The sequence below is a fragment of the Streptomyces sp. NPDC059248 genome, assembly GCF_042753905.1.
Lineage (GTDB): Bacteria > Actinomycetota > Actinomycetes > Streptomycetales > Streptomycetaceae > Streptomyces.
The window spans coordinates 1-20,353 of record NZ_JBHYZV010000040.1 but is presented as its reverse complement, the minus strand read 5'-3'; the positions used below and the strand labels follow the sequence as shown (position 1 = coordinate 20,353).

Annotated in this window: 16 protein-coding genes; 6 read left to right on the top strand and 10 right to left on the bottom strand. The window is 72.4% G+C overall.

Going from position 1 to position 20,353, the window contains the following annotated elements; genetic code table 11:
- Positions 1 to 91 precede the first annotated feature (91 nt).
- Complete coding sequence (locus tag ACFXG1_RS18750) at positions 92 to 2,467, bottom strand: ATP/GTP-binding protein (RefSeq protein ID WP_384743659.1); 2,376 nt, start codon at positions 2,465 to 2,467, stop codon at positions 92 to 94.
- A 377-nt stretch (positions 2,468 to 2,844) separates the two neighbouring features.
- Here ACFXG1_RS18750 and gabT point away from each other — a divergent pair, with 377 nt between their 5' ends.
- Both gabT and ACFXG1_RS18740 read left to right on the top strand, forming a co-directional pair.
- The gene (gabT, locus tag ACFXG1_RS18745; RefSeq protein WP_384743656.1) at positions 2,845 to 4,179 is read left to right on the top strand and encodes a 4-aminobutyrate--2-oxoglutarate transaminase; all 1,335 of its coding nucleotides are present in this window, start codon (positions 2,845 to 2,847) and stop codon (positions 4,177 to 4,179) included.
- 477 nt (positions 4,180 to 4,656) lie between these two features.
- The gene (locus tag ACFXG1_RS18740; protein WP_384714289.1) at positions 4,657 to 5,244 is read left to right on the top strand and encodes a phosphatase PAP2 family protein; all 588 of its coding nucleotides are present in this window, start codon (positions 4,657 to 4,659) and stop codon (positions 5,242 to 5,244) included.
- Here ACFXG1_RS18740 and ACFXG1_RS18735 read toward each other — a convergent pair.
- The 8 genes from ACFXG1_RS18735 to ACFXG1_RS18700 all read right to left on the bottom strand — a co-directional run bounded on the left by ACFXG1_RS18735 (position 5,195) and on the right by ACFXG1_RS18700 (position 15,401).
- Positions 5,195 to 7,009, bottom strand: coding sequence for a chitinase (locus tag ACFXG1_RS18735; RefSeq protein WP_384714307.1), 1,815 nt, complete (start codon positions 7,007 to 7,009; stop codon positions 5,195 to 5,197). The two genes, ACFXG1_RS18740 and ACFXG1_RS18735, sit on opposite strands and share 50 nt — an antisense overlap.
- A 190-nt stretch (positions 7,010 to 7,199) precedes the next feature.
- Positions 7,200 to 7,718: a hypothetical protein gene (locus ACFXG1_RS18730; RefSeq protein ID WP_384714292.1), complete on the bottom strand. Its 519-nt coding sequence runs from the start codon at positions 7,716 to 7,718 to the stop codon at positions 7,200 to 7,202.
- A gap of 240 nt (positions 7,719 to 7,958) precedes the next feature.
- Entirely contained in the window at positions 7,959 to 9,410 is a 1,452-nt protein-coding gene (locus tag ACFXG1_RS18725; RefSeq protein WP_384714295.1) for an NAD(P)/FAD-dependent oxidoreductase, read from the bottom strand.
- A 93-nt stretch (positions 9,411 to 9,503) separates the two neighbouring features.
- Positions 9,504 to 10,304 carry an ABC transporter permease gene (locus ACFXG1_RS18720; RefSeq protein WP_384714311.1) on the bottom strand — a complete coding sequence of 267 codons (801 nt, stop codon included), beginning with the start codon at positions 10,302 to 10,304 and terminating at the stop codon, positions 9,504 to 9,506.
- Positions 10,305 to 10,309: 5 nt separating this feature from the next.
- Complete coding sequence (locus ACFXG1_RS18715) at positions 10,310 to 11,272, bottom strand: ABC transporter permease (RefSeq protein WP_384714298.1); 963 nt, start codon at positions 11,270 to 11,272, stop codon at positions 10,310 to 10,312.
- The gene (locus ACFXG1_RS18710; RefSeq protein WP_384714301.1) at positions 11,269 to 12,480 is read right to left on the bottom strand and encodes an ABC transporter ATP-binding protein; all 1,212 of its coding nucleotides are present in this window, start codon (positions 12,478 to 12,480) and stop codon (positions 11,269 to 11,271) included. Before ACFXG1_RS18710 ends, ACFXG1_RS18715 begins: the two co-directional genes overlap by 4 nt.
- A gap of 123 nt (positions 12,481 to 12,603) precedes the next feature.
- Positions 12,604 to 13,851, bottom strand: coding sequence for a spermidine/putrescine ABC transporter substrate-binding protein (locus ACFXG1_RS18705; RefSeq protein ID WP_384743650.1), 1,248 nt, complete (start codon positions 13,849 to 13,851; stop codon positions 12,604 to 12,606).
- Positions 13,852 to 13,895: 44 nt separating this feature from the next.
- Positions 13,896 to 15,401 carry a gamma-aminobutyraldehyde dehydrogenase gene (locus tag ACFXG1_RS18700; RefSeq protein WP_384743647.1) on the bottom strand — a complete coding sequence of 502 codons (1,506 nt, stop codon included), beginning with the start codon at positions 15,399 to 15,401 and terminating at the stop codon, positions 13,896 to 13,898.
- Positions 15,402 to 15,677: 276 nt separating this feature from the next.
- Between ACFXG1_RS18700 and ACFXG1_RS18695 the strand changes: the two genes are divergently transcribed.
- Entirely contained in the window at positions 15,678 to 16,310 is a 633-nt protein-coding gene (locus ACFXG1_RS18695; RefSeq protein ID WP_384720225.1) for an NADAR family protein, read from the top strand.
- A gap of 141 nt (positions 16,311 to 16,451) precedes the next feature.
- Here the strand turns inward: ACFXG1_RS18695 and ACFXG1_RS18690 are convergent, their stop codons facing one another.
- Complete coding sequence (locus ACFXG1_RS18690) at positions 16,452 to 17,012, bottom strand: DUF4190 domain-containing protein (protein ID WP_384743644.1); 561 nt, start codon at positions 17,010 to 17,012, stop codon at positions 16,452 to 16,454.
- A gap of 352 nt (positions 17,013 to 17,364) precedes the next feature.
- Here ACFXG1_RS18690 and ACFXG1_RS18685 point away from each other — a divergent pair, with 352 nt between their 5' ends.
- From ACFXG1_RS18685 to ACFXG1_RS18675, 3 genes are all read left to right on the top strand, one after another.
- The gene (locus tag ACFXG1_RS18685) at positions 17,365 to 18,399 is read left to right on the top strand and encodes an adenosine deaminase (RefSeq protein ID WP_384720219.1); all 1,035 of its coding nucleotides are present in this window, start codon (positions 17,365 to 17,367) and stop codon (positions 18,397 to 18,399) included.
- Between the two features lie 132 nt (positions 18,400 to 18,531).
- Complete coding sequence (locus ACFXG1_RS18680; RefSeq protein ID WP_384743641.1) at positions 18,532 to 19,320, top strand: glycerophosphodiester phosphodiesterase; 789 nt, start codon at positions 18,532 to 18,534, stop codon at positions 19,318 to 19,320.
- 85 nt (positions 19,321 to 19,405) lie between these two features.
- The gene (locus ACFXG1_RS18675) at positions 19,406 to 20,230 is read left to right on the top strand and encodes an SAM-dependent methyltransferase (RefSeq protein ID WP_384717188.1); all 825 of its coding nucleotides are present in this window, start codon (positions 19,406 to 19,408) and stop codon (positions 20,228 to 20,230) included.
- Positions 20,231 to 20,353 lie beyond the last annotated feature (123 nt).

The window sequence follows — 20,353 nt, the reverse complement described above, 5'->3', positions numbered from 1 at the left end:
GAACGGCCACCCCCGATTCTGCCATCCCGTAGCAGTCGGGGCAGTCCGGACAGTCGGGACGGCCGGGCCGACGGGCGGGCCCGGACGCCGCTCAGGTCCGCAGATCCACCAGGAGGGGTGGCACGTGGTCGCCGCCGACCGTGGTCAGGGACAGCACCGCGTGGCCCGCCGGGACCTGGTGGGCCAGGTCGGACGCGGACCAGCGGGCCCGCTCCACGTCACGGACGGTGACCGCCTCGGCGGTCGCGGCCCGGCCCGTGACCAGACGGCGCATCGTATGGAGCGCCTTCGTCAGCGGCTCGTCGGAGATGATCTGCCGGTTGGTGACGTCCCGGGTCTGCACCCACTCCGTGCCCCATGCCTCCGCGAACCGGTTGCCGTCCCACGGCGCGACACCGGAGAACGCCATCCGGCACCCCACCGCGCCGAGCAGCGGCCCGCGCAGCGGCTCCGGGACGTCCTCCAGGGTGCGCAGCGCCAGGACGACCCCGGCATTGGCGGAGCGCAGCCGCTGGACGGCGCGTACCGAGTCCGCGGTGACGGTGTACGTGGCGTCGTCGAGGACGAGCGCGGCGAACAGCGACCGGTCGGACCGGGCGAGGGCGGCCTCCGTGAACTGGGCGAGCACCAGCCGCGCCACGATCCGCGACGCCTCGGCGTGGCCGCGTTCCGGCAGGTCGATCCGGACCCGCAGCGGATGCTCGACGGCGCGCAGGGAGAACTGGCGGCCGGTGCCGTCGGTACGGAAGAAGCCGGTGAAGGCGGGCCGGTCGAGGAAGGCGACGCGCTCCGCGAGCAGCACGCCGATGTCGTCGGCGCGCGCCGACTGCCGCTCACGGGCGGACAGCTCGCGCAGCTGGGCCGCGTCGGCGGGTCCTCCGCGCTCCTCCAGCGCCGTCCGCAGCGCGTCGAGGGCGCCGGGCGCGCCGCCGAGCAGTTCGCGCAGTTCGGGGACGGCGGGGAATCGGTGGTGGACGCTCCGGAACGGGCCGATGAGCTGGGCGAGCGCGGTCGCGGCCCGGCGGCTGTCGCCGCCGGGGAGGGTGGCGGCGAGATCACCGACGAGGGCCTCGGCGAGGGTGCGGGCCGCCTCGTCGGGGTCCTCCGCGCCGCCGTACAGATCGAGGTCGTGGCTCGATTCCGGCCTGCCGACGCCGATGACGAGGTCGAAGGCGTCGTCGGGGGCGACACCGGAGCCGTACGCGGTCACCGCGACGACGGCCGCGCGGTTGGCGAGGGCGTGCAGGCAGAGCGACTCCACGACGGGCCGGACCAGCCGGACGCTCTTGCCGGAGCCGGAGGGGCCGACGGCCAGGAGGGACGTACCGAGGAGTCCGGGGTCGAGGGCGACGCCGGTGGTGCGGCGCGGGTACGGGTTGCGGGCGGTGTCGACGGCCGTGCCGATCCGTACCTGGCCGGTGGCGAGGTCGTGGAGGGCGCTGCGGACGGGCAGGTCGCGGACGCCTGAGGGGTGGGCGCAGGCGGCGGGTCCGTGCGCGCGGACGGTCTCGACGAACGCGGCGAGCCGGTCCGGGCGAGCGCTCACCCCCTGCCAGCCGCGCCGGATCCGGGCGTAGTCCACATCCCCGAGCGCCCCGCTGTCCACCGCCAGGGTCAGGCTCTCGGCGGCCTCCCCGAGCCCGGCGGCCCGCAGCTCGGGCCAGGTGGCGGGGTCGTGACGGGGCTGGGCGGCCGTCGGCTGCGGCGGGGTGCCGTCCAGCTTGCGCCGGACGGCGGGCCAGGTGCCGATACGGCCCACGACGGCGACGGCCGTCGCCACGAGGAGGACGTAGTAGAGGTTGGAGACCCAGGTGAGCCAGCTGATCCGGGGCATCTCGCGCCAGACGCCCTGGACGACGAAGAAGAGCGGCCAGACCGGTACCCCGTACCGCTGCCAGACCTCGGTCCAGTTGCCGACCCGGCCCATCGCGACGGCGATACCGCCGACCACCAGGGCGTAATAGAGATATGTGATCGCCACGTACAGCTCGAACCGGGCATGGCGGGGAGCGTTCCACGCATCGGGTACGAGCCACTCCATCGGCAGCTCCCACCAGCCGGTGACGAAGAGCCACCACCCCTCCAGGAACCCGTTCCACAGCAGCGACCACAGCAGCCACCCCACCAGGAACGCGATCAGCGCCCCGCTGAGGAGCTGGCGGCCGGGGACCTGGTCGGGCTCCTCGTCCGGGCGGGGGATGTGGCCAGGGCGCCAGATGCCGGGGGCGGCGGCCGGGCGGGGGGTGCGCAGCCAGTCGGCGACCGCCGGGCGGGTCACCGGGGCGTGGCCCGGGACGGCGGGGACGGTCTGCCGCGGCACGGCGGGCCCGCCGGGGCCCTGTGCCGCCGGTGCCGGTACGGGCCCCGGTGGCCGCTCCGGCATCGGCGGTGGCACCGGTACGGCCCCCGGACGCGCGCCGTGCGCGTCGTACGGGCCCGCGGAATCCCTGTCCGTCCAAGCATCCATCTGAACCGCTGCCCCCTGACCAGCCAGGCCCGCCTCTGTGCACGGCCAATCTAGTGCCCCCGGGCGGGGAGTTCACCGTTACGCCCCACGCCGTCCGCGCCTTCTCCCGCGCCCCGCACGGCCCCGCTCCCCGGTACGCCTGCCCGTACACCTCGCACCCGCCCTATGTCCGGCGCGGACAAGGAGCCCGCCTCCAACACTCCCGAACGGCGTATGCCCGCTCCCCACCACCGCGCCTAACCTGCGAAGGAGAGGAGAGCGGAACGGCAGACGGCCGCGGACGACACCGGCCGCCGCGCTCGGCACAGCCCTCGACGAACTCGACACAGCAGGCCCCCGAAAGCCCCCCGAAGGCCACGAACACCCAGGAGCCCCTCATGACAGCGATTCCGCAGGAGCGCCGCATCGTCACCGCCATCCCCGGCCCGAAGTCGGTCGAGCTGCAGGCGCGCCGGACCGCCGCGGTCGCGGCCGGCGTCGGCTCCGTGCTGCCGGTGTTCACGGCCCGCGCGGGCGGCGGCATCATCGAGGACGTGGACGGGAACCGGCTGATCGACTTCGGCTCCGGTATCGCCGTCACCAGCGTCGGCGCCAGCGCCGAAGCGGTCGTACGCCGGGCCTCGGCCCAGCTCGCCGACTTCACCCACACCTGTTTCATGGTGACCCCGTACGAGGGGTACGTCGAGGTCGCCGAGGCGCTCGCCGAGCTGACCCCGGGCGACCACGCCAAGAAGTCCGCGCTCTTCAACTCCGGCGCCGAGGCCGTCGAGAACGCGGTGAAGATCGCCCGCGCCTACACCAAGCGCCAGGCCGTCGTCGTCTTCGACCACGGCTACCACGGCCGGACCAACCTCACCATGGCGCTGACGTCGAAGAACATGCCGTACAAGCAGGGCTTCGGCCCGTTCGCGCCCGAGGTCTACCGGGTGCCGGTGGCCTACGGCTACCGCTGGCCGACCGGTGCCGAGAACGCGGGGGCCGAGGCGTCCGCGCAGGCCATCGACCAGATCAGCAAGCAGATCGGGGCCGAGAACGTGGCCGCGATCATCATCGAGCCGGTCCTGGGCGAGGGCGGCTTCATCGAGCCCGCCAAGGGCTTCCTCCCGGCGATCGAGCGGTTCGCCCGGGACAACGGGATCGTCTTCGTCGCCGACGAGATCCAGTCCGGTTTCTGCCGCACCGGCCAGTGGTTCGCCTGTGAGGACGAGGGCGTCGTCCCGGACCTGATCACCACCGCCAAGGGCATCGCGGGCGGTCTGCCGCTCGCCGCCGTGACGGGCCGCGCCGAGATCATGGACGCCGCGCACGCGGGCGGCCTCGGCGGCACCTACGGCGGCAACCCGGTCGCCTGCGCCGGCGCGCTCGGCTCGATCGAGACCATGAAGGAGCTGGACCTCAACGCCCGGGCCCGCCGGATCGAGGAGGTCATGAAGGGCCGCCTGGCGGCGATGGCCGACAAGTACGAGGTCATCGGCGACATCCGCGGCCGCGGCGCCATGATCGCCATCGAGCTGGTCAAGGACCGCGACACCAAGGAGCCGGACGCCGCGTCGGCGGGCGCGCTCGCCAAGGCGTGCCACGCCGAGGGCCTGCTGGTCCTGACCTGTGGCACCTACGGCAACGTGCTGCGCTTCCTGCCGCCGCTGGTGATCGGCGAGGACCTGCTGAACGAGGGCCTGGACATCCTGGAGCAGGCGTTCGGCACGCTCTGATCCCACCGGTGGAAAGGCCCTGGCGGGCCCGGCTCGCCAGGGCTTTTCCGCAACCGGCAGGGCCTGTGAAGAAGCTGTGGCGGGATGGCGATCCGGCTGTCCGTCAGCCGTCCGACTGCCGTACGGTTTTCGCAGATGAGAGAAGTAACCAGCCCGCGGTTCGCCGCGGGTGATCCTGGATCGGCGCATCCCCGGCGCCGTCCGGGAAGTGCCTTGGCACACAGCCCCGGAGCCTTCGGCTCCGGAACTCCTCACCGATCGGATGGCCGCTCGCCCCAAACCCCCCGGGGCGCGCGGCGGCCCGGTCCTGTCGGCCGGCCCGGAACTACCCCCCCTGTTCCGGGACGGCCGACTTTCGCATGTCCACCGCGTCTGCGACATCTGCCATGTCCACCGCGTCTGCCGCACCTGCCCCATCTGCCGCGTTTTCGGGGACGGTGGTACGCGGCCCTCGCCCTCGTCACCCTCTTCGCCCTGGTGACCTGGCAGATCGCCGTCGAAGGACCGCTGCGCGCCCTCGACGAACGCTGGTCGCGCGCGGTCGCCGGCCGGGGCCCCGAGCCGCTCACCGAACTCCTCGCCGACCTCGGCAATCCGGAGGTGGCGCTGCCGGTGCTCGTCGCCGCCGCCGGATACGCGTGGTGGCGCGGACGCGGCGACGGTGCGTGGCGGTACGCCGCACCCCGCGCCGCCCTCGCGATCGTCGCCGTACCGTCAGGGGTCGTCCCCCTGAAAGCGCTGCTCGACCGGCCGGGACCGCTCACCGACGCGTCGGGCTACTACCCGTCCGGGCACGCGGCGACCGCCGTGGTGGCGTTCTGCGCGGCGGCCGTCCTGGTCCGCCGGGCGCTCCCGGCGCGGGCCGCTCTATGGGCGATGCCCGCCGCCTGGGTGCTGACCCTGGCGACGGGCATCGGTCTGGTGCTGCGCGGCTACCACTGGCCGCTGGACGTCATCGGCAGCTGGTGCCTGTTCGGCGCGCTGCTCCTGGTGCTCTTCGGCGGGCCGCCGGAGGTCAGCTCCAGCGGTAGGCGTCGAAGTTCCGGGAGAACTCGAACTGGTTGAAGCGGTCCCAGTTGATCGACCAGGACATCAGTCCGCGCAGGGCGGGCCAGGTGCCGTGGGTCTGGTACGAACCGCAGTTCACCCGCTTCGTCAGACAGTCCAGCGCCTTGTTGACCTCGGCGGGCGCGGTGTGGCCGTTGCCCGCCTGGGTGGACGCGGGCATCCCGATGGCGACCTGCTCGGGGCGGAGCGGCGGGAACATCCGTGCCGTGTTCCCGGCCACCGGGAAGCCGGTGAGCAGCATGTCCGTCAGGGCGATATGGAAGCTCGCGCTCCCCATGGTGTGGTACTGGTTGTCGAGGCCCATGATCGGCCCGGAGTTGTAGTGCTGGACGTGGAGCAGGGTCAGATCGTCCCGCAGGGCGTGGATGACCGGCAGATACGAGCCGGCCCGCGGGTCCTGTCCGCCCCAGGGCCCGGAGCCGTAGAACTGGTAGCCGAGCTGGACGAAGAAGGTCTCCGGCGCCATGGTGAGCACGAACTTGGCGCCGTACTTGGCCTTCAGGGTCTTCACCGCGGAGATCAGGTTGACGATCACGGGTGTGGTCGGGGCGCGGAAGTCGGTGTCGCCGGTGTTGAGCGAGAGGGAGTGGCCCTCGAAGTCGATGTCGAGACCGTCGAGGCCGTACTCGTCGATGATCCGGGAGACCGAGGTGACGAAGGCGTCCCTGGCGCCGGTGGAGGAGAGCTGGACCTGCCCGTTCTGGCCGCCGATGGAGATCAGGACCTTCTTGCCCGCGGCCTGCTTCGCCTTGATCGCGGCCTTGAAATCGGTCACGGACTCGACGTTGGGGCACTGGGCCACCGGGCAGAGGGAGAAGCGGATGTCGCCCGATGTGACGGAGGTCGGCTCGCCGAACGCGAGGTTGATGACGTCCCAGGAGTCGGGGACATCGGCCATCCGGGTGTAGCCGGAGCCGTTGGCGAAGCTGGCGTGGAGATAGCCGACGAGCGCGTGCGGCGGCAGTCCGCCGTCGCCGCCCCCGCCGCTCGTGGTCGTCACCCGCACGGCCGGCGACCGCGGTGACTCACCGGCGCTGTTCACGGCGGTGACCTCGAAGTCGTAGGTCGTGGACGGGGTCAGTCCGGTGACGTACGCGGACGCCGAGGCGCTGGAGGCGACCCGGTCGGCGCCCCGGTAGACGTGGTAGCCGGTGGCCCCGGAGACGGGGTTCCAGGCGAGCGGGACGGAGGTGGAGTTGGGGGATCCGGCGGTCAGCCCGGTGGGGGCGGTGGGTACGACGATCGGGCCGCCGCCGGGGCCGAAGAGGGAGATGTCGTCGGCGTGGTAGGCGGGGGTGCCGTACCAGCCGTGGGTGTAGATGGTGACCGAGGTGGTGGCGGGGCCGGTACGGAAGGTGGTGGAGAGCTTCTGCCAGCTCGAAGCCGACGGGGTCCAGGTGGCGACGTCGGTGGTGCCGGTGCCGGTGACGCCGAGATAGACATAGCCGCCCTGCACCCAGCCGCTGAGGCTGTAGGCCGAGCCGGGCTGGACGTTGACGGTCTGGCTGCACCGGGCGTTGTCGGAGCCCGCGGGCGCGGCCTTGAGCGCGCCGGTGCCGGTACGGACCGGGGTGGTGACGGCGGTACCGGAGTTGGCGGAGCAGCTCCAGCCGCCGAGTCCGGCCTCGAATCCGCCGTTGACGGCGAGTTCGGAGTCGGCGGCGCTCGCGGGCGTCGCGCCGGCGACCAGTCCGGTGACGGTGAGGGCGGTGGCCGCCGCGGCGGCCAGGAGTCTGCCGAACCGGGTCCTGGCGGTGCGGATCCGGCTGGTGCCCCGGGCGGCCCCGGGACTTCTCGTCCCGGTGGTGCGGCGGTTCCCGGTGGATCTGACGCGTACCACAACTGCCTCCAGGAAGTGGGGGGTTGGAAGCGGGGCGGGGGAGGCACAATTTGGTCCAGACCAATAGCCTTGTCAAGGCTTCCGACAAGGGCGCCGCCGCCCGCGCCCGGTCTCACCGTCGTCCCTCGGGCGCCGAAGGGCCCGGTCCCCGGCCCGGCCGGGAACCGGAACCGCCGCGGGCGCCGCGCGCCGGACCCGCCGCGGCCTCGTGCAGCGCCAGCTCCAGCAGCGCCGGATCCGTCAGCGCCCCGGAGCCGTCGGGCGCCACCAGCCAGCGGACCCCGCCGCCGGTGACCCGTTCCGGGTACGGGACCACGATCCAGGTGCCGCGCCCGGCGGCCCGTACCCCGGTACCGATCCAGCGGGCCGCGGTCCCTGCGGGGACGAAGAACCCGGTCCGGAAGGCGCTGTGGTCGGCGAGTACGGGCCCCGGACGGTCCGTCAGCCTGATGAGGACATCGAGGGCGGGGTAGCCGAGGTCCCCGGGCACAATCAGCACGTCCCAGCGGCGGCCCGCCGGGAGCAGCGCGACGCCCAGGGGGTTGCGTTCCCACTCCCATCGGCAGGTGTCGGGGTCCGAAGCCGCCGTCACCAGCCACTCCACCGCCGTCCTGCCCCGTGTACCGGTCATAACGCCACCGCCCTCTCGTGTCGGGTCCCGCTGTCACGAGGGAGAGGGGGCGGGGCGCCGGCTATGACGCGACTTTGGCTACCAATCAGTAGTGAACTGCGTCACCCGCCGCGCCGGGCCGCCGAATCCGACCCGGCGGCGTACGGAACAGGCGGCGTCAGCGGGCCCGGTACGTACAGGTACACGTACACGTGCATGTGCACGTACCTCGGAAACGCCGGGCACCGGGAGTGTCCGGCGTCAGCTGTCGAAGCCGAGCCCCAGCCGGTCCATGGTCCGCAGCCACAGGTTCCGCCGCCCGCCGTCGGCGTCCGCGCGCGCCAGGGACCACTTGGTGATCCCGATCCCGGCCCAGGCCACCGGCTCCGGCGGGAACGGCAGCGGCTTCGTCCGCACCATCTCCAGGGCGGTCCGCTCGGTCTCCCGCCCGCTCAACAGGTCGAGCATCACCTCCGCCCCGAAGCGGGTCGCCCCGACACCGAGGCCGGTGTATCCGGCGGCGTACGCCACCCGTCCGCCGTGGGCCGTGCCGAAGAAGGCGGAGAACCGCGAGCAGGTGTCGATCGCCCCGCCCCAGGCATGACTGAAGCGGACCCCCTCCAGCTGGGGGAAGTAGTGGAAGAAGTGCCGTGCGAGCTTGAGATACGTCTCGGGCCGCTGGTCCAGCTCGGCGCTGATCCGGCCGCCGAACGGGTAGATCGCGTCGTAGCCGCCCCACAGGATCCGCCGGTCGGCGGTCAGCCGGAAGTAGTGGAACTGGTTGGCCGAGTCGCCGAGGCCCTGCCGGCCGCGCCAGCCGATCGCGTCGAGCTGGGCGTCGGTCAGCGGCTCGGTCGTCAGGGCGTAGTCGTAGACCGGGACGGTGTACGGGCGTACCCGCTTGACCAGCGACGGGAAGACATTGGTCCCGAGCGCGACCCGGTCGGCGAGGATCCGGCCGTAGGGGGTGCGGACGGCCATATGCGTTCCGGCACGGGCGGCGGCGAGTTCGAGGCCCCGGGTGTTCTCGTAGATCCGTACCCCCCGCTCCAGACAGGCCCGCTTCAGCCCCCACACCAGCTTGGCGGGGTGCAGCATGGCGGTGCCGCGCCGGTCGAGGAGCCCGCCGAGGAAGAGCGGCGAGTCGACCTCGGCCCGGGTGGCGGCCGCGTCCAGCAGCTCCAGGCCCTCGATCCCGTACCGCCGTGCCTCCTCGTACGCCGCCGCCAGCTCCGCCACCTGGTACGGCTCGGTCGCCACATCGAGGGCGCCGGTGCGTTCGAAGTCGCAGTCGATGCCGTAGCGCCCGACGGCCTCCTCGATCGCGTCGAGATTGCGCGCCCCCAGCTCCTCGAGACGGTCGATCTCCGCCGGCCAGCGGGCGATGCCGTTGCCGAGGCCGTGGGTGAGGGACGCGGCGCAGAAGCCGCCGTTGCGGCCGGAGGCGGCCCAGCCCGTCTCGTTCCCCTCGATCAGGACGACGTCCCACTCGGGGTCGCGCTCCTTGGCGATCAGGGCCGTCCACAGTCCGCTGTAGCCGCCGCCGACGACCAGCAGATCGCAGCGTTCGTCGCCGGTGAGCGCGGCCTCGGCGGCGGGGCGGCCCGGGTCGTCCAGCCAGAACGCCGCGGGCCGGGCGTCGGCGAGCGACTCCGCCGCCCGGGCGGTGGCGGCACGGTCGGACGATGCTGCGGTCATGGCGCCTGGGGCCATGGTTTCCACTCCTCGGAAGGTGGTGCGGTGGTGGTCGGGCTCATCCGTTTCACCCGGCCCGGCCGGTACGTCCGGCCCGGCCGGTTCATCGGGTCACTCGGTCCTGCGCCGTCTGCCGGCCACGATCTGGCCGACGACCACGATCAGTACGGCGATCGCGAACATGGCCGTACCGATGACATTGATCTGTACGGGTGTGCCCCGCTGGGCCGAACCCCAGACGAACATGGGGAAGGTGACGCTGTTGCCCGAGGTGAAATTGGTGATGATGAAGTCGTCGAAGGAGAGGGCGAAGGCGAGCAGGGCGCCCGCCGCGATCCCGGGCGCCGCGATCGGCAGGGTCACCCGGAGGAAGGTCTGTACGGGCCCCGCGTACAGATCCCGCGCGGCCTCCTCCAGACGGGGGTCCATCGACAGCACCCGGGCCTTCACCGCGACCACCACGAAGCTCAGACAGAACATCGTGTGGGCGATCAGGACGGTCGTCGGGCCCAGCTCCGCCCCCAGGTTGAGGAAGAGGGTGAGCAGCGACGCGGCCATCACGACCTCGGGCATCGCCATCGGCAGGAAGATCAGGGAGTTGACCGCGCCGCGGGCCCGGAAGCGGTAGCGCACCAGGGCGAAGGCGATCATCGTGCCGAGGACGGTGGCGGCGAGGGTGGCGAGGAAGGCGATCCGCAGCGAGAGACCGAGTGAGCCGCAGAGGTCGGCGACACCGCACGGGTCCCGCCAGGCGTCGGTGGAGAACTCCCGCCAGGCGTAGTTGAACTTCCCGGCGGGTTTGTTGAAGGAGAAGACCATCACGACGACGTTGGGCAGGATCAGATAGGCGAGGGTGGCGAGCCCCGCGAGGACCACGAGGTTCCGGCGGAGCCAGCCGGCCGCCTTCGTCAGGGGGGTCACAGCAGGTCCTCCGTTCCGGCCCGCCTGATGTAGACCGAGACCATGATCAGCACAACGGCCATGAGAAGGAACGACAACGCGGCGGCGGTCGGGTAGTCGAGCACTCTCAGGAACTGCGACTGGATGACATTGCCCACCATCTTGGTGTCGGTGGAGCCGAGGAGTTCGGCGTTGATGTAGTCGCCGCTGGCGGGGATGAAGGTCAGCAGGGTGCCGGAGACGACACCCGGCAGCGACAGCGGGAAGGTGACCTTGCGGAAGGTGGTCGCCGGGGTGGCGTAGAGGTCGCCCGCGGCCTCGTGGAGCCGGGGGTCGATGCGCTCCAGGGACGTGTAGAGCGGCAGGATCATGAACGGCAGGAAGTTGTACGTCAGCCCGGTGACGACGGCGAGCGGGGTGGCGAGCACCCGGGAGCCGTCGGTCATGCCGAGCCAGTCGGTGACGGCGAGGAAGCCGACGGTGTCGAGGACGTCCACGACGGGCCCGCCGTCGGCGAGGATCGTCTTCCAGGCCAGGGTCCGGATCAGGAAGCTGGTGAAGAACGGCGCGATGACCAGGACGAGCAGCAGATGGCGCCAGCGCCCGGCCCGGAAGGCGATCAGATACGCCAGCGGATAGCCGAGCAGCAGACACAGCAGCGTCGCGGTGCCCGCGTACAGCACCGAACGGACGAAGTGCGGCCAGTACTCGGCCAGGGCGTCGGTGTAGGTGGCGAAATGCCAGGTGACCTGGAAGCCCTCTTCGAGGGAGCCGGTCTGGACCGAGGTCGACGCCTGGTAGACCAGCGGCAGGGCGAAGAAGACCAGCAGCCACAGGATGCCGGGAAGCAGCAGCCAGTACGGCACGAGACGGCGGCGTACGGACCGCTTGTGCGGTACCGGCCCGGCGGTGGCGTCCGGCCCGGCGGCTTCCGGCCCGTCGGGCGGGGACCCGGTGGTGGGGGCGGTGGCGGCGCTCATCCGGCGGCCTCCGCGGCCTTGGCGCCCTTCGCGGCGTCCGGGGCCTTCGCGGCCTTCGCGCCCTCCGGGGCGTCCGGGGCGCCCTCGTCGGCGGGGCGGTCGGTGTCGAGTCCGAAGGTGTGGGCGGGGTTCCAGTGGAGGACGACCTCGGCGCCGGGCGCGAGCCTGGAGTCCCGTTCGAGGTTCTGGACGTAGACGTCGAGGACGCCGCCCGCCGGGCTGTCGACGACGTACTGGGTGGAGACCCCGATGAACCCGGCCGCCCTGATCGTCCCGGTGAAACGATTCCTCGCGCCATCGATCCCGGCCGCGTCATCGGCGTGGACCAGGGATATCTTCTCCGGCCGCACCCCGACGAGCAGTTTCCGTCCGGCGGCGGGCGCGGTGGCGCAGCGCTCGGCCGGCAGCCGCAGGACGGTGTCCCCGACGGTGACGGCGGCCACTCCCCCGGTCACCGACGCGACCTCGGCGCCGATCAGGTTGGAGCTGCCGAGGAAGTTGGCGACGAAGGGGGTGCGCGGGGCCTCGTACAGTTCGGCCGGGGCGCCCAGCTGCTCGACCCGGCCGCCGTTCATCACCGCGACCGTGTCGGCCATCGTCATGGCCTCCTCCTGGTCGTGGGTGACATGGACGAAGGTGATCCCGACCTCGGTCTGGATGCGCTTCAGCTCCAGCTGCATCCTCCGCCGGAGTTTGAGGTCGAGGGCGCCCAGGGGTTCGTCGAGGAGGAGGACCTGCGGGTGGTTGATCAGCGCGCGGGCGACCGCGACCCGCTGCTGCTGGCCGCCGGAGAGCTGGTGCGGTTTGCGGTGGGCGAAGTCGCCGAGCTGGACGAGGTCGAGCATCTCGCCGACCTGCTTCTTCACCGAGCGGATACCCCGGCGGCGCAGCCCGAAGGCGATGTTCTCGAAGATCGTCAGATGCGGGAAGAGGGCATAGCTCTGAAAGACCGTGTTGACGGGGCGTTTGTGCGGCGGCAGGCCCGTCACATCGCGGTCGCCGAGCCGGACGGTCCCGGTGGTGGGGTCCTCAAGACCGGCGATCATCCGCAGGGTGGTCGTCTTCCCGCAGCCGGAGGCGCCGAGGAGGGCGAAGAAGGAGCCGTGCGGGACGGTCAGATCGAGCGGGTGGACGGCGGCGAAGGATCCATAGGTCTTGCTGATCCCGGTGAGGCGGACATCGCCGCCGGTGGGGTCGGTGTCTGTCATGGGTGGCGGTCCCAGGGGGTCGTCGGAGGGAGCGGGGAGCACGGGCCCCGGCCGGGGCGGACGGGCCTCGGGCGGGCCGGGCGGGCCTCGCGAAGGCCGGGCCGGCCTCGGGCGGCGGGAGGGTCAGGCGCCGATGAGTTTGGCGAACTTCTCCTCGTACGCCTTCTCCTCCTCGTTGCTGAGGGAGCGGAAGGCGTGGGACTTCGCGGCCATGGCCCGGTCCGGGACGATCAGCGTGTTCCGGGCCAGCGCCGGGTCGATCTTCGCGAGTTCGGCGCTGACGCCCTCGACCGGGCAGACGTAGTTGATGTACGCGGCGAGCCGGGCGGCGACCGGGCGCTCGTAGTAGTAGTCGATCAGCCGGGTGGCGTTGGCCCGGTGCCGGGCCCCGGCCGGGACCAGGAGGTTGTCGGTGGAGGTGATGTAGCCGGCCGCGGGGATGGCGTACCGGATGTCGGGGTTGTCGGCCTGGAGCTGGATGACGTCCCCGGCCCAGGCGACACAGGCGGCGATATCGCCCTTCGACAGGTCGGAGGTGTAGTCGTTGCCGTGGAAGCGGCGGATCTGCTTGCGGTCGACACCCTTCTGGAGCCGTCCGACGGCCTCGTCGTAGTCGGCGTCGGTGAACTTCCCGGGGGTTTTGCCGAGGTCGAGCAGGGTCATACCGACGGTGTCGCGCATCTCGGTGAGGAAGCCGACCCGGCCCTTGAGCGCGGGGTCGTCGAGGAGCTGGCTCACCGAGTCGACCTTCTTCCCGCCGGTCGCCTTGATGTTGTAGGCGATGACGGCGGAGATCCCGGTCCACGGGTACGAGTACGCCCGGCCCGGGTCCCAGTCGGGGCGGCGGAACTGCGGGGAGAGATGGGCGTAGGCGTTGGGCAGCAGGGACGGGTCGAGTTTCTGCACCCAGCCGAGACGGATCATCCGGGCGGCCAGCCAGTCGGTGAGGTTGATCAGATCGCGGCCGGTCCCCTGGCCCGCGGCGAGCTGGGGCTGGATCTTGCCGAAGAACTCGACGTTGTCGTTGATGTCCTCGGTGTACTTGACCGATATCCCGGTCCGCTTCGTGAAGGCGGCGAGGGTGGGCCGGGACTTCTTGTCGTCGCCGGTGTCCATGTACTCGGTCCAGTTGGAGAAGACCACCGTCTTCTCCTTCGCCGAGTGGTCGTCGGAGTCCGCGGCGCCGCCCTCCCGTTTGGCGGGCGGGATGCCGCAGGAGGTGAGGGCCGCGGCGCCCGCGGCGGTGAGTACCCCGGCGCCCAGGGCCCGCAGGGTGGAGCGGCGGGTCAGGGCGCCCCGGCCGCTCGTCAGCGTGCGCCGTATCGCCGCCAGCTGGGCGGCGGACAGGCCCTCGGGCTTGTGATGGTCCATGCGCTGTGCCCTTTCACCGTGGGTCGGCCGCGTCCGGCGGCCGGCTATCTGTCGCCGAAGACCGTGCGGTGCCAGTCCTTGCGGGCCACCGCCGTGTTGTCGAACATGACGTGCTTGACCTGGGTGTACTCCTCGAAGGAGTACATCGACATGTCCTTGCCGAAGCCGGACGCCCGATATCCGCCGTGCGGCATCTCACTGATGATCGGAATGTGGTCGTTGATCCAGACGCAGCCCGCCGCGATCTCCCGGGTGGCGCGGTTGGCGCGGAAGACGTCCCGGGTCCAGGCGGAGGCGGCGAGGCCGTACGGGGTGTCGTTGGCGAGGGCGATGCCCTCGTCGTCGGAGTCGAAGGGCAGGATCACCAGGACCGGCCCGAAGATCTCGGCCTGCACGATCTCGCTGTTCTGCGCGGCGTCGGCGATCAGCGTCGGCAGGTAGTACGCGCCCTCGTTCCCGGGGGCCTTGCCGCCGGTGACGACGGTGGCGTACGCCCTGGCCCGCTCCACGAACCCGGCGACCCGGTCGCGCTGCGCGTGGGAGACCAGCGGGCCGAGGTCGGTGGCGGGGTCGAAGGGGTCGCCGAGCCGGACGCCCGCCATGGTGTCGGCGATACCCTCCAGCACCCGCCGGTACAGCGGTCGCTGGACGTAGACCCGGGTGGCGGCCGTGCAGTCCTGGCCCGAGTTGATCAGGGCCCCGGCAACGGCGCCCTGGATCGCGGCGTCCGGGTCCGCGTCGTCGAAGACGACGAACGGCGCCTTGCCGCCGAGTTCGAGATGGAGCCGTTTGACGGTGTCGGTGGCGAGGGCGGCGACCCGCTTGCCGACGGCGGTGGAGCCGGTGAAGGAGACCATGGCCACGCCGGGGTGGCCGACCAGGCGTTCCCCGGCGTCGCGGCCGGTGCCGGAGACCACGTTGACGACCCCGGGGGGCAGCCCGGCGTCGGTCGCGGCTTGCGCGAACATCACCGAGGTCAGCGGGGTGATCTCGGCGGGTTTGAGGACGACCGTGTTCCCGGCGGCGATCGCGGGGAGGATCTTCCACGCGGCCATCTGGAGGGGATAGTTCCAGGGGGCGATCGAACCGACGACCCCGATCGGCTCCCGGCGGACGTACGAGGTGTGGTCCCCGCTGTACTCGCCCGCCGACTGGCCCTGGAGATGACGGGCCGCGCCGGCGAAGAAGGAGGTGTTGTCGACCGTGCCGGGGACGTCGAACTCGGTACAGAGCTTGATCGGCTTGCCGCACTGGAGGGATTCGACCCGGGCGAAGTCGGCGGCCCGTTCGGCGAGGACGGCGGCCAGGCGGTGCAGGGCGTCGGAGCGTTCGGCCGGGGTGGCCCCGGCCCAGCCCGGCAGGGCGGACTCGGCGGCGGCGACGGCCGCGTCGACATCGGCGGGCCCGGCCGTCTCGTACCGGTACACGGTGTCGCCGCTGGCCGGGTCGACGATTCCCTGAACCGTCCCCGAACCGCCCGTACGCACCTGTCCGCCGATGAACTGCGCGCCGTCCGCGAAGCGGTCCAGCACCTGGAATCGGTTCCCCATGACGCTCTCCGTAGTCCCGGCCAGAAATGCCGTCGAGTGAATACCGTCGGTTCGTAGGCGTGCAATTGCACGCGGTCGGTCCGCCGTTGTCCACTCCATCACCGCTCGAATGTGGAACAAGCGGGAGGTGAGTGCCGATCCTGACAGAGCCCTCCGGCACCAACAAGGGATTCCGTAGTTGCCTTTTGATTACGCGACGGATTCGGTCGACCATGTGTCGCGTCGGGCGGCTCATACCGCTACGAAGTGTCAGTGGTGGCTGCCACACTTGCGTGTATGGACAGGGAGCAGCTGATCGCGCAGGTCAGGCAGGGTGAGCTACGGAAATTCATCTTCTTCTGGGGGAACACCCCACGCCGGGACGGACGGATCGCGGCGAGCTGCCTCAGCCAGTGGTGGCCGTCACCCTTCGTGGTCGACGGGGTGCGTTATGCGACAGCGGAGCACTGGATGATGGCGTCGAAGGCGCGGCTGTTCGGGGACGCCGCCGCCGAGCGGCTGGCCCTGGACGCGGGGCATCCGGCCGAGGCGAAGCGCGCGGGCGGACTGGTGCGCGGCTTCGACGAGGAGGTGTGGCGGCGGGAGCGGTCCGGGATCGTCCGGGCGGGCAATCTCCACAAGTTCGGCCAGGACCCCGGGTTGCGGGCGTATCTGCTGGGGACGGGCGACCGGGTGCTGGTGGAGGCGAGCCCCAAGGACCGGATCTGGGGCATCGGGCTCACGGCGGACGACGAGCGCGCGGCGGACCCGGAGCGCTGGCGGGGGCTGAATCTCCTCGGCTTCGCGCTGATGGCGGCGCGGGAGGAGCTGCGGATCGCGGAATCGGGCCCGGCGCCGGAGCCGGCGCGGGGGACGGCGCGGGGGACGGCGCGGGGGACGGCGCGGGGGACGGCGCGGGCGGCCGAGTGACGCATCCGGGGGTACGGAGGCAGGGGCCCGGCTGCGCCGTGGGCGGGGGATACGACGGAGGGGACGTCGGAGGAGGCCGCGGCGGGAGACGGCGAAGGCCCGGCCGGAGATCGGTCCGGCCGGGCCCGTAACGGCGTTCGTTCAGCGGCCGGGGACTCCGGCGGCCGGGGCTCCCTCGACGGGGGCGGCGACAGGGGCGGTGACGGCGGCCGGGGCCGGTGCGCCCTTCTCCTCACGCGCGCCCTCGTCGTCACCCGCCCAGATGGCCGCCGCGAAGACGAGGGCCCCGAGCAGCATCCCGAGGGCGCCGAGGACGATGCCCGCGGTCGCCTGGCGCCCGTTCTCGGCCTCGCCCCGGGCCACCCGCTTGCGGCCGATGATCCCGAAGACCACGGCGAGCAGGCCCATCACCACGTTCAGCCCCAGGACGCAGAACATCGCCAGGGAGCAGAGCCCCAGCACCAGCGCCGCGACACCCATCCCGCTCCGCTTCGGCCCGATGGGCGCCCAGCCGAAGGAGCCGGGGATCGCGGGCTGGAGGGGGTGGACGGGCGGGGCGACGGGGGTGGGGGCCCGGTAGCCGGAGTCCGGGGTGTACGCGCCGTAGGGGTCGGGCGCTCCCCCGGTGCCGTACGGGCCGCCGGCCTGTCGGCCGTACACGCCGGACACGCCCGGCGGCGGTACGGTTCCCGCGGCGGGCATGGAGGTCACCGTCGGCAGGTCGTGCGTCCCCCGTCCGGGTGGTCGTGCGCCACCGGTCGTGCCACCGGCCGGGGCGCCGCCCGGATCCGTCCCGCGGCCGCCGTTCCCCCGTGCCGCACTGTCCTTCGGCGCCGCCCAGGGGTTGTCGTCCCCCGGCTTCCGGGCGCTCGGCCGTTCGGTCATGGCTCCCCCCGATCTCCCCGTGCGCACCGGTGCCCGGGCGCCCCTCGGATCTTCGTACGGCCATGGTACGGGCGTCGGGCTCCCGGCCGACGGGCGGTAGGCCGCCTACCATGATCACGGGCCTCCGGGCCGTCCCACCGATCAGCCGATCACAGGAGAAGTAGCGCCGATGTCCGATCTGCGCCCGTTCATCGCCGGGCTCCCCAAGGCCGAGCTCCATGTCCACCACGTCGGGTCGGCCTCCCCGCGCATCGTCGCCGAGCTGGCCGCCCGCCACCCGGACTCCCGGGTCCCCATCGATTCCGGGGCCCTCGCCCGCTACTTCACCTTCACCGACTTCGCGCACTTCATCGAGGTCTATCTCTCCGTGGTGGACCTGGTCCGCACCCCGGAGGACGTCCGGCTGCTGACCTTCGAGATCGCCCGGGACATGGCCCGGCAGAACATCCGCTACGCCGAGCTGACGATCACCCCGTACAGCTCGGTGAGCCGCGGCATCGACGAGAAGGCGTTCATGGAGGCCATCGAGGACGCCAGGCTCGCGGCCGAGACCGAGCTGGGCGTGGTCCTGCGGTGGTGCTTCGACATTCCCGGCGAGGCGGGCCTGGAGGCCGCCGACGAGACCGCCCACCTGGCGATCGACCTGCGGCCGGAGGGGCTGGTCTCCTTCGGGCTCGGCGGGCCCGAGATCGGGGTGCCCCGCGCCCAGTTCAAGCCCTATTTCGACCGGGCGATCGAGGCCGGGCTGCACTCGGTGCCGCACGCGGGCGAGACCACGGGTCCGGAAACCGTCTGGGACGCCCTGACCGAGCTGCGCGCCGAACGGATCGGCCACGGCATCAGCGCCGTACGGGATCCGCGTCTGCTGGCCCATCTCGCCGAGCACCGGATCCCGCTGGAGGTCTGTCCCACCTCCAACATCGCCACCCGGGCCGTCACCGACCTCGAACGCCATCCGATCCGGGAGCTGGTGGCCGCCGGGGTGCCGGTGACCGTGAACAGCGACGACCCGCCGATGTTCGGTACGGATCTCAATACCGAGTACGAGGTGGCGGCGCGGCTGCTCGGCCTCGACGAGCGGGGCCTGGCCGATCTGGCCAAGAACGCGGTGACGGCGAGCTTCCTCGACCCGGCGGGCAAGCACCGGATCGCCGGGGAGATCGACGCGTACACCAGCGCCTGGCTCGCGGCCCCCGGCGCCTGACCGATGGGAGCCGACATACCGCGCCCGGACGGCGCCCGCCGGACGCCCCCGGCGGGCCGCGCCACCGGCCCGGCCGCGCCCGGTCCCGTACCGGAAGAACCGGCGGCGGACGGACCCGTACCCGAAGGACCGGTGGCGGAACGACCCGTACCGGACGGACTCGTATCGGAAGGGCCGGTACGGGGCGGACCCGGCCCGGACGGGTCGGCGCGGCCGGTCGTCGCGGTCGCGCACCGCGGCGATCCGTACCGCGTCCGGGAGAACACTTTGCCGTCGCTCCGTTCGGCCCTGGCGCGCGGCGCGGACGCCGTGGAGATCGATGTACGGCTCACCTCCGACGGGGTCCCCGTCCTGCTGCACGACGCCACCCTGAAACGGCTCTGGCGGTACGACACCCCGCTGTCCGCGCTCACCCGGGCCGAGGTCGCCGAGGTCACCGGCGGCGGGGTGCCGGACCTCGCCGAGGCGCTGGAGGTGATCACGGCCGCCGGCCGCCGGGTGATGCTGGATCTGCCCGGCGCCGACCGGGCGGCGGTACGCGCGGTGGTCGGCGCGGTCCGCGATGCGGGCGCGGCGGAGTCCGCGTACTACTGCGCGGGCCCGGTGACGATGCTCGCGGTCCGGGAGGCCGACCCGGGCGCCGAGATCGCCCTGACCTGGACGACGCTCGCCCCGCCCCGGCCGGTCCTGCTGGCCGCCCTGCGGCCCCGGACGCTGAACTACCGCTTCGGTCTGGTGAGCCGGGCCCTGACGGACCGGCTGCACGGCGAGGGGCTGCTGGTCTCGGCGTGGACGGCGGACACCCGCCGCACCATGCGGCGGCTGGTCGCCGCGGGCGTGGACTCGGTCACCACCAACCGGGTCGCCGTGCTCCGTTCCGTCCTCGGCGGACCGCCGGGACGGGCCGCGGGTCGGGCATGATGACCGTCCGGCCGCGCGCCGGATCCGCCGACGGACCCGGATCCGCCGGTGGGCACCGACCGCACCGATCGCACGGAGGAGCGCCATGAGCACGGACGACCCCCGGGGACCGCAGGGTCCGACGGGTGACAGCCGGATCCGTACGGATGTGGCGCACAACGCCCGGGTGTGGAACCACTGGCTGGGCGGCAAGGACAACTATCCGGTGGACCGCGCGGTCGGCGACCATGTCACCGGGCTGTTCCCCAGCATCGGCGAAGTGGCCCGCGCCGACCGGGAGTTCCTGGGCCGGGCGGTGACGTTCCTGGCCGCCGAGGCGGGGATCCGCCAGTTCCTCGACATCGGTACCGGACTGCCGACCGCCGACAACACCCACGAGGTCGCCCAGCGCGTCGCGCCGGACTCCCGGATCGTCTACGTCGACAACGACCCGATCGTGCTGACGCACGCCCGGGCGCTGCTGACCTCGTCGCCGGAGGGCCGGACGGAGTATCTGGACGCGGACGCCCACGACCCGGCGGCCATCGTGCGGTCGCTGCGGCCGACGCTCGACCCCGGCCGTCCGATCGCCGTGATCATGCTGGGCATCCTGAACTTCGTGCTGGACACGGACGTGGCGCGTGCCGTGGTGCGGACGCTGATGGACGCGGTGCCGTCCGGCAGCTATCTGGTACTCACCCATCCGACGACGGAGCTGGGCGGCGAGGCGAACGCCGAGGCCATGGCCTTCTGGAACGAGAACGCCACCCCGCCGATCACGGCCAGGCCGGGTGCGGAGATCGCCTCGTTCTTCGCCGGTCTGGAGCTGCTGGAGCCGGGGCTCGTCTCCTGCTCCCGCTGGCGGCCCGCGGCCGGGGACACCGAGCCTCGGGTGGTGGCGCAGTACGGGGCGGTGGCCCGCAAGCCGTAGGACGTCTCCGGAGGCGTACGGACAAACCAAAGGGGCGGGCGGCGTACGTGGCGCGCCCCAACGGGGGGTCCCGGGCCCGCGCAGGGACAGGGCGCCGGGGGGGTATTAAAAAAAGAAGCAGGC

Coding starts and splice junctions, on each gene's coding strand:
- ACFXG1_RS18685 (WP_384720219.1), top strand. CDS start 17,365: ATGTCCGATCTGCGCCCGTTCATCGCCGGGCTCCCCAAGGCCGAGCTC.
- ACFXG1_RS18690 (WP_384743644.1), bottom strand. CDS start 17,012: ATGCCCGCCGCGGGAACCGTACCGCCGCCGGGCGTGTCCGGCGTGTAC.
- ACFXG1_RS18750 (WP_384743659.1), bottom strand. CDS start 2,467: ATGGATGCTTGGACGGACAGGGATTCCGCGGGCCCGTACGACGCGCAC.
- ACFXG1_RS18730 (WP_384714292.1), bottom strand. CDS start 7,718: ATGACCGGTACACGGGGCAGGACGGCGGTGGAGTGGCTGGTGACGGCG.
- ACFXG1_RS18725 (WP_384714295.1), bottom strand. CDS start 9,410: ATGGCCCCAGGCGCCATGACCGCAGCATCGTCCGACCGTGCCGCCACC.
- ACFXG1_RS18675 (WP_384717188.1), top strand. CDS start 19,406: ATGAGCACGGACGACCCCCGGGGACCGCAGGGTCCGACGGGTGACAGC.
- ACFXG1_RS18710 (WP_384714301.1), bottom strand. CDS start 12,480: ATGACAGACACCGACCCCACCGGCGGCGATGTCCGCCTCACCGGGATC.
- ACFXG1_RS18705 (WP_384743650.1), bottom strand. CDS start 13,851: ATGGACCATCACAAGCCCGAGGGCCTGTCCGCCGCCCAGCTGGCGGCG.
- gabT (WP_384743656.1), top strand. CDS start 2,845: ATGACAGCGATTCCGCAGGAGCGCCGCATCGTCACCGCCATCCCCGGC.
- ACFXG1_RS18695 (WP_384720225.1), top strand. CDS start 15,678: ATGGACAGGGAGCAGCTGATCGCGCAGGTCAGGCAGGGTGAGCTACGG.
- ACFXG1_RS18700 (WP_384743647.1), bottom strand. CDS start 15,401: ATGGGGAACCGATTCCAGGTGCTGGACCGCTTCGCGGACGGCGCGCAG.
- ACFXG1_RS18715 (WP_384714298.1), bottom strand. CDS start 11,272: ATGAGCGCCGCCACCGCCCCCACCACCGGGTCCCCGCCCGACGGGCCG.